General features: G+C 46.4%; 10 protein-coding genes. All 10 read left to right on the forward strand.

Going from position 1 to position 13,630, the window contains the following annotated elements; translation table 11 throughout:
* The first annotated feature begins 724 nt into the window (after positions 1–724).
* Positions 725–1,750, forward strand: coding sequence for a Gfo/Idh/MocA family oxidoreductase (locus OXH39_19670; protein MCY3552681.1), 1,026 nt, complete (start codon positions 725–727; stop codon positions 1,748–1,750).
* A gap of 12 nt (positions 1,751–1,762) precedes the next feature.
* Positions 1,763–2,233 carry a glycine/sarcosine/betaine reductase selenoprotein B family protein gene (locus tag OXH39_19675; GenBank protein MCY3552682.1) on the forward strand — a complete coding sequence of 157 codons (471 nt, stop codon included), beginning with the start codon at positions 1,763–1,765 and terminating at the stop codon, positions 2,231–2,233.
* Positions 2,234–2,236: 3 nt separating this feature from the next.
* Complete coding sequence (locus OXH39_19680) at positions 2,237–2,485, forward strand: hypothetical protein (GenBank protein ID MCY3552683.1); 249 nt, start codon at positions 2,237–2,239, stop codon at positions 2,483–2,485.
* Between the two features lie 45 nt (positions 2,486–2,530).
* Positions 2,531–3,592 (forward strand): Gfo/Idh/MocA family oxidoreductase, encoded by a 1,062-nt coding sequence (locus OXH39_19685; protein ID MCY3552684.1) that lies wholly within the window; start codon positions 2,531–2,533, stop codon positions 3,590–3,592.
* A 355-nt stretch (positions 3,593–3,947) separates the two neighbouring features.
* A complete protein-coding gene (locus OXH39_19690; GenBank protein MCY3552685.1) occupies positions 3,948–4,427 on the forward strand; it encodes a hypothetical protein in 480 nt (159 codons plus the stop codon).
* On the forward strand, positions 4,424–5,569 hold the full coding sequence (locus OXH39_19695) for a hypothetical protein (GenBank protein MCY3552686.1): 1,146 nt from the start codon (positions 4,424–4,426) through the stop codon (positions 5,567–5,569). The genes OXH39_19690 and OXH39_19695 overlap by 4 nt, the downstream gene beginning before the upstream one ends.
* Before the next feature lie 92 nt (positions 5,570–5,661).
* Positions 5,662–6,750: a sigma-54 dependent transcriptional regulator gene (locus OXH39_19700; protein ID MCY3552687.1), complete on the forward strand. Its 1,089-nt coding sequence runs from the start codon at positions 5,662–5,664 to the stop codon at positions 6,748–6,750.
* A 1,258-nt stretch (positions 6,751–8,008) separates the two neighbouring features.
* A complete protein-coding gene (locus OXH39_19705; protein MCY3552688.1) occupies positions 8,009–9,751 on the forward strand; it encodes a dockerin type I domain-containing protein in 1,743 nt (580 codons plus the stop codon).
* Positions 9,752–9,895: 144 nt separating this feature from the next.
* Positions 9,896–12,790, forward strand: coding sequence for a leucine-rich repeat domain-containing protein (locus tag OXH39_19710; GenBank protein MCY3552689.1), 2,895 nt, complete (start codon positions 9,896–9,898; stop codon positions 12,788–12,790).
* Between the two features lie 138 nt (positions 12,791–12,928).
* The gene (locus OXH39_19715; protein MCY3552690.1) at positions 12,929–13,630 is read left to right on the forward strand and encodes a hypothetical protein; all 702 of its coding nucleotides are present in this window, start codon (positions 12,929–12,931) and stop codon (positions 13,628–13,630) included.

The following is a 13,630-nucleotide window of genomic DNA, read 5'->3' on the forward strand; positions in this document are numbered from 1 at the left end:
TATGAGTAAAGGTATAAAGAGTTTCATTTTTAAATCTCCTTGTCGTTTTTAGAATGGAATTAGTGTTTTGGTGTGTCATGCGACACGAAAAATAGCCCGCGACGAGACGCTCCGTGTGAGACGGAGGCGGCGCGGGCGCGAAGCATCGCGAACAACGATAACTGCTGATACCGTATTCTGAAGAATAATACTTTATATTTGTAAAGTGGGGGGGGGGGGGCAGCCTAACTGCTTGTTAGTAGTCTCTACAGATGACGCGACGGGGCAACACGCACCTCTGTCTTGGGAGGGACTTGCTCCAGCCGAGGCGGAAATCGCTTTGTCGATGTTTGCCTTGATGTGTCCGTTTGGTATGATCGTCATCTTTGTGAAATTTTGCGTGGCCCGTTGTGTCAGAAGTTTGATACTTTCACATTTGTTAATGTATATGGTATCGCAAATTTCGGTATTAATCAAATTAAAAGTGCGATAAAGTCAATTATTATAAGGATTTATTCGAGTGTTGTATTAGGTCATATTTTTTGAAATAAATAACAAAATAATAATGACTTTATCTAACACTTTGCGATGGACGCGACTTTTCCCAAGACATCTCGAATACATATTTCATAGCAACTCCGAATGTGTGTTGCTTTATTGAATTGTGGCGGAACTCCGATTCACTTGCCAATTTCCCATATTCGTGCTATCCTCTTAGGCAACCCTCAAAAAAGGAGCAATTCCAATGTATCGTGTCGGTATCATCGGGTTAGGCAGTATCGCCTCCCGCTATTCAACACCAGATGACGCTGCCCCCTATTGTCACACGGGCGGCATCCGTTTTTGTGAAACGACTGAATTGGTGGCAGTTGCGGACATGTCTACTGAACGCCAAGAAGAATTCCAGCAAATTTGGGGACCCGCTTTTCCAGATAACTCCATAAACTATTACGAAACAGATACACAGATGCTTGAAAGCGAGGATTTAGACATCGTCGCTGTCTGTGTGCGCGGACCGCATCATTTCACGGTGATGCAGAACGTTTTAAAGGCGGACATCAAAGCCATCTTCCTTGAAAAACCGGCAGGATGTTCCCTTGAAGAAGTTGACACCATGACAGCGGGTGCTGACGCGAAAGGCATCCCTATCGTTGTCGACTACACACGGCATTGGGGACCACACCTCATCCGCCTCCAATCGCTCATCAAAGACGGACTCATCGGTGAGGTGCAAACCGTCATCGGCTACTGCGGCGGCGGTGTGCTCTCTTTCGCTATCCACACAACGGACATGATCTGTCAGTTCGCTGGCTATGATCCGGTTGCGGTGACTGGATTCGTTTCTGGCGGTGGGGATGTCCCAGAGCCTTACGAACCTGAACCCGCGATTGTCGGTTCAACGATTCAATTTGAAAGCGGTGCTATCGGTTTTCACGTTGGAAATCATGGTACGCGAGGTGGATTTTCCGTTGATGTTCTCGGCAGCGAAGGAAGCGTTCAGACAGGATTTTACAGTGGAGCGACTGTGCATAAAGGCGGTGAATTGATTGATAATGCGACCCTTGATCTCCCCGAAAATGCCAGTCCGTTCAAAGTCGCGTATAAACAGATTACGGACTACCTCGATGGTGGCCCCTTCCCTGATTGTGCACGGGACGAGTATACGGCTGTCAACGAAATTGGATTTGCTACGATCGAGAGCAGCTTAACTGGACAAACAATACAACTCCCGTGTCAGAACAGGAAACGACTCATCTTCGCGAACGGTTAATACGGAGTGTGCATGGCATCTGTATGGAAACTTGATCGTCTCTCTCGATTCTTTATGAAGTTTTACGGTGGTCGGCGGTATCAAACATCTCCTAACACACCGCTGCGCTTACCGTTGAATGAATGCAGCGTCGCTCTCATTACAACTGCTGGTTTTTTTCTTGATGGACAGAATCCTTTTGAGAAGGGAGATTGTTCGTATCGTGAGATTCCAAATTCCATTCCGACCCAAGCACTCATAAATGGACATAAAAGTGCGGCTTACGATGAACGCGGCATCGAAATTGATCCGAACCTTGCATTTCCACTTGATAGATTCAGAGAGTTGGAGACCGAAGGTCAAATCGGATCACTCAACGATAGACACTTCAGTTTTATGGGATCAATTACAAAACCGCAACGCCTCATTACGCAAACCGCCCCTGAAGTTGCACAGATGCTTAAAGCGGATGGTGTTAACGTTGCTTTCTTAACCCCTGTGTGACCGATGTGCAATCAGTCTGTAGGATTGATACAACGTGCTGTTGAAGAGGCGGGAATTTCCACAGTTTCGATTACGCTTGCTGAAGGTATGACTCAGAAGATAAAACCGCCGCGTGCGTTAGCCGTGCCATATCCATTTGGACATCCGCTCGGTGAACCGAACAACCCAGAGTTGCAACATGCGATTATCGCTGAAGCACTTGCGCTCTTAGCGGATGAGACACCACCCCCTATCCTTAAAAATAAAAAGTAGCAGGCACACGTCATGTATTGTAACCAATCTTTAAGGAGAAAATAGATGGATAAATTTAAAGTCGGTATTATCGGATGTGGTGGCATATTTCGTAGCCTCCACGCGCCATATTACCAAGAACCGACGCGCCGTGCGGACATCGTCGCCATCGCTGACATCAACGAAACATCTGCAAACGAACAAGCAGATCAATTCGGCGCAGATGTCTATACAGACTACCGTGCACTCCTCGATAGACAGGATATAGATGCAGTCGATGTCTGTGTCCATCCGCGCCCGCATCTCGAAATCACGCGTGCTGCCGCCGCTGCAGGCAAACACATCTTGATGGAGAAACCGATGTGTTGTAGCGTCGCAGAAGGCGAGGAAATGATTGCTGCCGCTGAAGAGGCGGGGGTCCTCCTGATGGTTGCTTACATGATGCGGTTCAGTCCGGGACATAAGAAGCTAAAATCGCTATTAGATGATGGCACGCTCGGCACACTACAGATGGCGTATTCCAATCAGGTCGGTTGGTTCTCACCGGAGCGGCATCCATGGCTCTTTGTGAAGGCAGAATCTGGCGGTATGTTGGTGGAGCAAGCGATTCACGAACTCGATATCTGGTTGTGGTTATACGGTCCTGCCTCTACTGTCTACGGGTTCACAAGCCATGTTCCGCTCGGCGGTACATATCCACCTGCCGAGGACGCTGTGGAGAACAATGCCGTGCTGACCGTGCATTTCAAGAGTGGCGGTGTCGGTATGATGATTAAGAGTTGGGCATCTGAGATTCGGAACAGCGGTAACGGTCTGGTCACCAGCAAAGGTTCCGCGACGTTGATTCACAATGGACTCCGTTGGAAAACCCACGATATGGCATCTGAGGAGGAATTCACTGCTCCTGTGCCAGATGATGGTACCTATCGCAATATGCCAGAAGAGCGGCGTGAACAGCGGTATTGGGGTGTCGCGGCGAAAGGGGCAAGTATCGACCATTGGCTGCAATGCATCGCTGGTGAAGCGGAGCCAACAACCCACGGATGCATCGGGAGAGACGGTATAGAGCTGGCAGAGGCGACGTATCGTTCCTCGCAGATCGGCGCACCGATTTCGTTGCCACTGTAGGAATGAAAAATTTTGACTTTTTTCCAGAAATTAGTATAATTTATTCAACTCGTATCCTGAATGTCCGTAGAGGCATTTTTCCTATGGATTTCGCCAGGAAGCAACTGAACGCCTTGTGAATTGTCCTAAGTAAACAAACCCTTAAAATTACTCTTGAAGGGATGTGGTTAAGGTTACAAGAGGAGAATTTTTAAAATACTACGATTCAGCAGTTTATTCGGCCAAGCTACGGGTTCCCAGATCGGGTCCCAACTTAGCTGTGATAAATACTGCGCGCATTAATGACGCTGTTTCTTATGGGCGGAACGTTTATGCTATTGCCCTGGATCTTTTAGTTGATAGGCGTGCCGCTAATATGGTGCAACATGAGGTGTTCTGTCGCACTATAGAGCAGACTTACAATTTTTCTGTCGCCGATGTGTGGCGTGGTAACTCGCGCTGGGAAGGTCTTCAAAACCTCACTATAGCTGCCGCAGTTGATATTCTGTGTTTACCTGAAGAAAATAACCCACTCTCGCGCCCATTGATTGGCGGTGCACAATTACTGGGTGAGGTGAACAGTAAATGGTGGGGGATGTTGGCACTGACCTTCCGACTCAGAGGTTTGCTCGAATTTCAGGTAGGGTGCCTCACTGTTTTAAAAAAGCCTCTCCAAGAGATAGCGGAATGCCTTTCTAAGCCAGAGACTGAAATTCAATTGCTGTATCGAACAACCATCACGGAAATAAAGAACGCTATTGACCAGTGGGCGCAAACCGAGATTTCAGCAGCAAACGAACGTTTCACTGAAGTCGAGGAAATCAAAAGACACTACGATTACGGGAGGACATTATGAGGATCGGTGTCGTTTACTCTGGGGAACAGATACAACCGTGGCTATTTCGTGCCTTGTATCCTGTTCAATTGCGTGTAAACTGCATCGCAAATTCCAGTGTCATTCCCGAAAACCGTGTTCGTGTTGAAGAGTTCGCATCATTCTTCGATTGTGATTTCTTTGAGAGCCCTGAAGAGATGTTCAATACAATGAAGCTGAAGTTAGATGGCGTTATCATTGTCTCAGACGAGATGGCAAGCGTGCCGCGTGCCCAACTCATTGAATCTGCACTTGCTGCGGGTATCAATGTCTTGGCTCCGCCCCCCCCTGGCTCTTTAGAAGAAGGACTCCACCTTGCTGCAGCATCAGAAAAATATAAACGGCTTGTTATGACAGGAACAAGGTTCATATTTGGTCGGTGTATTCAGGAAATCTTACGTATTGTCAGCGATTCCGGATTCGGAATTATTCAGGACATGCGGTTCTTGCTCGGAATCGGACGCGTGCCGTATTTAAACGACTTGTTGAAGTTCGGAGACTCACATTTCCAGATCGTTTTTGAGATAGTCCGCCGGCTCTTTGTAGAATATACGGTGCTGCCTGAAGAAGCGACCGTAATGGCTTCCAAAAATGGAGCACCGAACATCGCCTGCACTCTCAGATTTCCGCAGGGTGCACTTTGTACTTTCTGCCAGACCTCTAATCGTCAATGGGGAAACGACTCGTATCATAAAATTGAAATTACTGGCGGTGCCTCTTACATCTGGAGCGACCTGCGGACTTGGAAATGCTTCTCTACGGAGAATACTTTCAGGATGGGCGGCGGAGATGAAGAAATTTCGGCGAATATACAAGGCTCCTCCGGTCAACTTAACGAGTTCTGTTTAGCTATTGAAGGCAATCGTGAACCTTATGCGGGCACGCTCCGGAGTACTTTGCCCGCTCTATGGTTCCGAGAAAGATTACAAGACTGTATCGAACATGGACAGACGAGTCTAAAACTGAGTGAAATTCGTGCTAACTCAGATGCTGAGATTCAACGCCTGACATCTCAGCTCGATGTTGATCCACAGAATAGAGAATACCGACGTCAGAAGGCACTGCTCTTAGGTAAACGTGGTGATTTCTCCTTAGCACTTGCCGAGTACCACCAAATCCTGTGAATTCTCCCAACTATCGAACAAGCGAGAGACTTCTGGAACCAATGAACCAATGTTTATAACGGTGATTTTCATCAAAACGCAAGGAAAACAAAATGAGTGAGAAAACCGCGACTCAGATGCAGAACGTTACCAGGGATATTATCGGTGAATCAGCACAGATGCAAGAGGTCTTTCGATCCGTAAGTTTAGTCGCCCCTACAGAAGCAACTGTTCTCATTACGGGTGAAACAGGCGTTGGCAAAGAGATTATCGCGCAAGCCATTCATGACAATAGTCCCCGTAAAAATAATCCGTTCAAAGTAATCAACTGTGGAGCGTTTTCGCCAGAACTCATTCAAAGCGAACTCTTTGGACATGAAAAAGGGGCTTTTACCACTGCTATTCGGAAGCATCACGGTATATTTGAACAGGCAAACGGCGGCACCTTGTTCTTAGATGAAGTCAGCGAGATGTCGCCTGAAGTCCAAGTAAAATTTCTGCGTGTACTGGAGCAGCAAGAATTTTCACCGGTCGGTGCGGAAGACATCATTGAGGTGGATGTCCGAGTGGTCGCCGCAACAAACAGGAACCTTAAAACCGCAGTGAGTAGAAAAAGATTTAGGGAAGATCTCTATTATCGACTGAACCTTTTTCGTATTCAGATTCCACCGCTCCGTAACAGGCGTTCGGACATCGCGCCTTTGGCGCATGATTTTGTCTCCCAATTAAGCGAAGGTTACGATAAACTAATCACCGGTATAGCCCCGGAGGCGGTTAAATATCTTCAAAATATTAATTGGTACGGTAATGTGCGAGAGCTCAGAAATGTCATAGAAACCGCACTTATCTTTGCAGAAAGCGAAGAATTAAAAAAAGAGGATGTCGAAACAGCGATAGAAAACCTAAATGAACCTGACGAACACTCAGATACTCAATCGGAAGCGTTTAGAGATTCATTCTCTGGCGAAGTAGATCCTTCACAAGAAGCTAATGGGGACTCGCACATAACACCTGAAGATGTCAGGGGTAGATTATTGGAACTCGTCCAGACCGGAACAATCTCCGAGATAACCTCCTATATTAGCCTTATGCGGTATGAGGCAGAAATTCCGCATTACACCAAACGGGAAATTGCTGAACGACTCCAAATATCTGTGCCGACCTTGGATAAATATTGTGCATTGGCTGAGGAAAACACATAAAAAAGTCGATACCCTTCCCCGAAAACTTACCATCCGTTTTTCCCTCACTTGTCAATTTTTTAGAACCCTCTGAATTCACATATTCGTCAATCAATACGGTGCCCTAAGAACCCAATTTTTTCTGAATAGGGACCAACTTTGGCAAAACCAAAATTTTTTGTTTTCACAAAAAATTTGGCACGCATCACAAAGATTTTTGTGTCTTTACACGGCTTAGCGAAACGGGATCTCATTGGGTTTAGAATCAATACAATGTTAGAAACCCTGATTTTACAAGGTTGTATCATATCTGAACCTGTAGAACCTACGACGACACTCAGAAAATTGCGAGAGTTGGCACAGTTTTTGCAAATTATCCTTGCCAGTAGGATAAGGTAGGGAACCTCGCCAAACAAAATTCTGATCGCAGGAAAGGCGCGAAGAATATTGGCACCCCTTCAAAATTTGTTGGATGGCGACTTCGGTTCTCATAAAAATTGGGTTAAAATAAAAAAATTGTTGTAATTTATTTTTTTTTTGCTATACTACCTTTTGGCATCCGTAAAATCCAATATGGGTGGTTCGGCGAGTATGCAAGACCCCCGAACCGCGGCACTGCCAAGGGTAAGTTGTCAGTGCGTGTTTAATATATCATATATCCCGCTTGGTGTCTCTGATATTTTAAGCAGCGTCGTAATTTTTACGTGTCTTTTTTTTGAAGACTCAGGCATAATTACGAATGGACGTAGGAGACGGATTGACGGGGTAGTCCCTCTACCTCCCGTCTCCGCCCATCTGGCAATTGGGTACGCGTCTGAGACTACAACGTCCAAATACCCCAATTTTTCTGGTTCCCTGATGGTGAGCCCTATACTTTGCAGTCGCGCGCTGCGTAGCGGAAATCATCTTTTTTGTATTTCAGGACGGCAGCGTGTGTCGAGAACAAGTGCCTCGCCTTAATGAAGATTATAGTAAAGCCCGAAAATATGTAGACAATTGGTCAGCGAACCAACCTCTCACGGGTTCGGTGCCTGCCAGAAAAATCGGAAGATTGATAATTTACTATTTAATATTGATTAGTTAGATATAGACTTTTTGTGTTTTTATTTACTGGAATAAAAAGAAAAATAGGCTTATTATAATCAAACGCGCTGTTTGTAAATTCATAGGATATTCTTTGCAGTGTTTTATTTTTAAAAACAAAAGGAACACCCCATGGACTCAGATACCTCTCATATTTGGTGGCGAGGAGAGAATGTCACCGCGAAAGGAGTTTATGATGAAAACACTAAGTGTGCGTCGGAAAATCATTGTGTCAATTCTAACAATGATAGTTTTGATATATGGTGCGCAAGGAAATCTTAGCTACGGTCAAGCCACTGCCTCAACCGTTCAGATCCTGCCGGCCTCAGTTGCATCTCCTGCTGTCGGAGAAAAGTTAATACTATCGCTGAACATCGTGGGCGGAACATCGGTAGCAGGCTATGAGGCAGCCATAGAATTCGATACGAGTGCGCTGCGCCATGTGGAAAGTGAGATAGGTGATTATCTGCCAACAGGTGCGTTTTTTGTGCCACCAGTTGTTGCAGGCAATCTTGTAAAACTTGCTGCAACCTCCCTGGCGGGTGAAAGCAATGGGAGCGGGACGCTTGCGACGATCACCTTTGAGATCCGGGCAGTAAAAGCCTCAACGTTGACATTATCCAATGTGCTTCTCTCCGATAGCGAAGGCGTGACTTCGCGTCCGCAGGTTGAAGGCACACAGATTACGAAAGCAGAAGAATCCACGCCTACTTCAGAGACATCCGACTATATCCAAGGGCCCTGGCTATGGATGATTGCTGAAGGTTCAAACATAGACACGGATTATCTCGAACTCTTAAGTGATGGAGAGATTAACGAAGCGATGGTCTCACGAGAAGGTATCACAGAAGGGGAAACATTGGGGCAGCTCCGATGGACAGGCGAGCGTATCCAGCCATCAACCCATTGTGGTTTTTTCCTCTGTGCCTCAAATAATGTCCAGCATGTCGTTAATGCCACTGGACTCAGCCCAGTTCAGAATCTCAGTCACCACACAGCTTACGCATTTATTAACATTGTCTCACCGCATGACCAAAACAGTGTTCGGATGGGAGTCGGCAGCGATGATGCCATTAAAGTTTGGCTGAATGGAACGGTGGTTCATAGAAAAAGAACCAGCAGGAGAACAACGGGCATCCAAGACCGGTTCGACACAAATCTGAAAGCGGGTGACAATCTCCTGTTGGTCAAAGTCAGCGAGTACTCGGGTAACTGGGGATTATTCTTTAAAGTTTATCTTGACGGGGCGGATTTCACGACTTCCACGACCGTAAGAGGCCTGCGTACAAAAAACCTCGCAGCGGCAGATGTCAATGAGGATGGAAAGATAGACATTCATGATCTAATTCTCGTGATAAGGGCCCTCGAAGAAACCGCGCCTACCAATCCACGTGTTGATGTCAACGCAGATGGCAGCGTCAATAAGAGCGACTTGCTTATCATTGTTGAGAACCTTGACGACTCGGCTATTCCTGCAGCCCCTGCGGCGATGTTAGTAACCCTGGATCCAGCAACGCTTCGGGCGTGGATAGATGTTCTGCTTGCTGAGACGGACAACTCAATTGCTTACCAGAAAACGCTTGCCATTCTTCAAGGGCTTTTGGCCACTGTGCTCCCTCAAGAGACCAAACTGCTTGCTAACTACCCGAATCCGTTCAATCCTGAAACTTGGATACCCTATCACTTGTCGAAGGACGCGAATGTCACACTGCACATCTATGCCGTGAATGGACAATTAGTGCGGACGTTGGCATTGGGTTATCAAGCTGCAGGGATGTATCAGAGTCGTTCGCGTGCGGCGTATTGGGATGGTAGAAACGCCTTCGGTGAATCTGTGGCGAGTGGTGTGTATTTCTATACATTGTCCACGGAGTCCACACGCGACTCCGTTACAGCAGGCGATTTTTCTGCAACACGCAAAATGCTGATACGAAAATAGTAATGCGTCATTATTCTTCAACTAAGAGAGGCGTTGTGGCAGTGACACGTAAAGTGATCGCCACAAAGGATTAACTGACAACTGATAACTGAAAGGTTTTTCGCAGAAAAACCGAACTGATAACCATTGTAAAAGGAGTTTGTAATGAAAACGTTATTTGTAAATCGAAATGTAATCGTGTCAATTTTCGCGGTATTGATGTTGACATACGGCATCCAAGGCATTAGTTATGGTCAGGACGCACCGGACACCATTGTGGAATTCGCTGATGCGAATTTAGCGAGAGTAGTCCGAAAAGCATTAGGTCTTCCTACTGGAGATGGTGTTGATCTCCTCAAAATTCCAAAAGCGGAATTGGAAAAACTGACAGAGTTAAGGGCTAGTGGTAAAAAAATAACTGATCTCACTGGCTTAGAAAATGCGACACAACTGATGGAGTTACACATTAGAGTGAATAACATCAGTGACATAACCCCACTCGCACAACTCACACAATTGAAGAGGTTAGATCTCAGTTATAACCAAATCGGTGACATCACCCCGCTCGTACGACTTGCGCAGTTGAAGACGTTAAATCTCAATCGTAATCACATCCGCGACATCACCCCCTTGGCACAACTCACACAACTAACAGGGTTAGAGCTTGATAGCACGCAAATCAGTGACATAACCCCGCTCACACAACTCACACAACTGAGGGGGTTATACCTCTTGTATAATCAAATCAGTGACATAACCCCGCTCGCACAACTGACACAGTTGGAGACGTTATTTTTCATTAGAAATCAAGTCAGTGACATAACCCCGCTCACACAACTCACACAACTGAGGGGGTTATACCTCTCGTATAATCAAATCAGTGATGTCACGCCTCTCGCGCAACTGACTAAACTGACAGAGTTGAACCTTCGGGATAATCTAATCACGGATGTCACGCCTCTCACAGGATTGATATTTCTTGAAAGATTAGAGCTTCGGCGTAATCCAATTTGGTCTACGTACCCACTTAATGCGCTCTTGGACGCGAATCCAAATGTGGATTTAGATATTGAAGTAACGGATGCAGTGCCATTCCCTATGACAGAAGCAACGTCGAAAGGTGGCAAAGAATTACGAGTGCTAATTCCAGAATTACAGCAGCAACCGATGTTTTGGGTAAATACTGACACCGGTAAAATAGAGTCGTCTGGACACTTTGATGTTGTTACGCAAGGAGTGACGGTTTTAACCGTGGATAGAGCGGGTAGCAAGCTCTACTGGGGCGAACGTAGTCAAAGTGGCGGTGTCATTAAACGCGCAAACTTTGACGGAACAAACGTTGAGGCACTCGTTACACTATCAAACGTTCCTCGCGGTATTGCTATTGACGCTATAGGGAACAAATTGTATTGGACGAACTCGGACTTGCAAATCCAGACCGCGACCCTCAACGGTGAAAACATCAGCACCATCATCCAACTTGAGGAAGATATACTTGAAGAAACGAAAAAAAGTTGTAGTTCCGGCTTCACTTTCTTTTTATTTTTTATTCCCATTGGGCAGACGACAGGAGAATGCAGCACGGAAACAGTCCGCCTCAATCTGACTTCGCCAACAGACATCGCCGTGAACACAGTGGATGGCAGGCTGTACTGGACAGAATTTTCTGGTCGTATCCGGCGTGTAAACCTTGATGGCACCGGTCTTGGTACACTTCTACCCGAGATAGGAAGTCCTTATGGGATCGTCGTGGTGGATGACAAGATTTATTGGGCAGAGGAAATAGGTGAGCATTCCGGTAAGGTCCAACGCGCGAACCTTAACGGCACAAACATTGAAACACTTGCCACGGTACAAGGGCTGCCTACTGGCATTTCTGTTGATACTGCAGCGGGTAAGGTGTATTGGGCAAACTCACTTGGCGGAATCCAGCGAACGGATATCAACGGTGGTGAAGTTGAAGTTGTTGTCTCAGGCATAGCTGCCCCGGGAGACTTCGTATTGGTTCCAAGCGTACGACCAACAACACCGACGACAGCCACCACAGATGCCACAGTTAACATCTCACCCGCTTCAGTGGCATCACCTGCTGTTGGGGAACAGATAACCTTCAACCTGAACATTGCAGGTGGCGAAGCAGTCGCAGGTTATCAGGCAACCGTGCAGTTTGACACAACTGCGCTGCGTTATGTCTCAAGTGCCAATGGCGATTATCTGCCTGCCGGTGCGTTCTTTGTGGAGCCGAAAGTGGAGGGTAATCTCATAAAACTCAACGCTGCATCCCTCGCTGGAGAAAGCAGTGGGGATGGCACCCTCACCACACTCACATTTGAAGTGATTGCAGTGAAGGGATCTACTTTGACATTATCTGATGTGCTGCTAACTAATAGTGCTGGTGAGGGTTTTGTGCCAACGGTTGAAAATGCAGAGATAACTGAAGCAATTCAACTCACAGGAGACATCAACGGTGATGGTATTATAAACATTCAAGATTTGGTACTGACTGCTTCAAATCTCGGAAAAACAGGACAGAATCCGGCAGATGTCAATGGGGACGGATCTGTCAATATTCAGGATCTCGTCTTAGTCGCCGGGGCATTAGGGACAAGTGCCGCCGCACCTTCTCTGCATCCGCAATCTTTGGAAACGCTCACTGCTACAGAGGTCAAACAGTGGCTATCCGCTGCACAGCACTTAGACCTCACGGATACAACGTCACGGCGCGGTATTCTGTTCCTACAACAACTCCTAATAACGCTGACACCTAAAGAGACGGCACTACTTGCTAACTACCCAAATCCGTTCAACCCTGAGACGTGGATACCCTACCACTTGGCAAAGGACGCGGATGTTACACTGCATATCTATGCCGTGAATGGGACATTGGTGCGGACGTTGATACTGGGATATCAAGCTGCGGGGATGTATCAAAGCCGTTCCCGTGCGGCGTATTGGGATGGTAGAAACGCCTTCGGTGAACCTGTAGCAAGTGGTGTCTATTTCTACACGCTTACCGCAGGTGATTTCACCGCTACTCGCAAAATGCTCATCATGAAGTAGAAATGTATCAGCAGAAGGATAGAAGAAGGAAGTATGAGAAATTCGGTTCCTATCCTCTCATACTTCCACTCTTCCAATCTTCCATTCAACAACCTGATTGTACATCGCAATTAAAAGATCAATGAGAAGGAGTTTATTATGAAAACGCAAATTATGAGCCCCAACTTTCTAACAGTATTTGGTTTTACTTTACTCGTTTCTTTCCTTTTACCGATAGTTCCCGCTTTAGCTAATGAATTTGAAGTCGGAACACAATTTGGGATATCTCAGTTCCGTCCCGATGTTGACGATGACTACTCCGTAAATATCACCTATACACAAATTCCATCAACATTAGCGCATATAGGAGCTTCCCCTACTTCGCTTTACGCCACATGGTTTCCGCATAAGCAATTTGCTATCGGGCCGGAATTCAGTTTTGGAAGAATGTCAGTTTCTGAGGCGTATCAAGGAGCGGAGGAGTATTGGGAAGAGGAAGAGACCGAGGAAAGCATAACAACATTCCATCTTGGAGGTCAAGCATCATATTTTCTGCTCAGCCACTCAGTATCTTCACCTTACGTCTTAGGGCGGGTTTCTCATACTATATTTAGCGGTGAGGATTCATTCTTCTTTGACGGAAACCTAAAGATCACAGGTATCGGAATAGGTGCGGGTTATCAGTGGCGTATAGGGTCGGCGTTTGTCTTACGGGCAAAAGGACAGTATCAACGACTGTGGATGTCAATTGAAGATGAAGATGAAGGTGAAAACGCTAATGAGTTCTCATTCACCATCGGGATCGGCACCCGGTTCGGAAACAGTGAATTCAGCACCTCTGAAGTGCCAAGCACGCAATAG

The organism is Candidatus Poribacteria bacterium (genome assembly GCA_026702755.1).
Classification (GTDB): domain Bacteria; phylum Poribacteria; class WGA-4E; order WGA-4E; family WGA-3G; genus WGA-3G.

What these genes read in the sequence shown, in the direction of transcription:
- OXH39_19670 (MCY3552681.1), top strand. Translation starts at nt 725, where the DNA reads ATGTATCGTGTCGGTATCATCGGGTTAGGCAGTATCGCCTCCCGCTAT.
- OXH39_19675 (MCY3552682.1), top strand. Translation starts at nt 1,763, where the DNA reads ATGGCATCTGTATGGAAACTTGATCGTCTCTCTCGATTCTTTATGAAG.
- OXH39_19680 (MCY3552683.1), top strand. Translation starts at nt 2,237, where the DNA reads ATGTGCAATCAGTCTGTAGGATTGATACAACGTGCTGTTGAAGAGGCG.
- OXH39_19685 (MCY3552684.1), top strand. Translation starts at nt 2,531, where the DNA reads ATGGATAAATTTAAAGTCGGTATTATCGGATGTGGTGGCATATTTCGT.
- OXH39_19690 (MCY3552685.1), top strand. Translation starts at nt 3,948, where the DNA reads ATGGTGCAACATGAGGTGTTCTGTCGCACTATAGAGCAGACTTACAAT.
- OXH39_19695 (MCY3552686.1), top strand. Translation starts at nt 4,424, where the DNA reads ATGAGGATCGGTGTCGTTTACTCTGGGGAACAGATACAACCGTGGCTA.
- OXH39_19700 (MCY3552687.1), top strand. Translation starts at nt 5,662, where the DNA reads ATGAGTGAGAAAACCGCGACTCAGATGCAGAACGTTACCAGGGATATT.
- OXH39_19705 (MCY3552688.1), top strand. Translation starts at nt 8,009, where the DNA reads ATGAAAACACTAAGTGTGCGTCGGAAAATCATTGTGTCAATTCTAACA.
- OXH39_19710 (MCY3552689.1), top strand. Translation starts at nt 9,896, where the DNA reads ATGAAAACGTTATTTGTAAATCGAAATGTAATCGTGTCAATTTTCGCG.
- OXH39_19715 (MCY3552690.1), top strand. Translation starts at nt 12,929, where the DNA reads ATGAAAACGCAAATTATGAGCCCCAACTTTCTAACAGTATTTGGTTTT.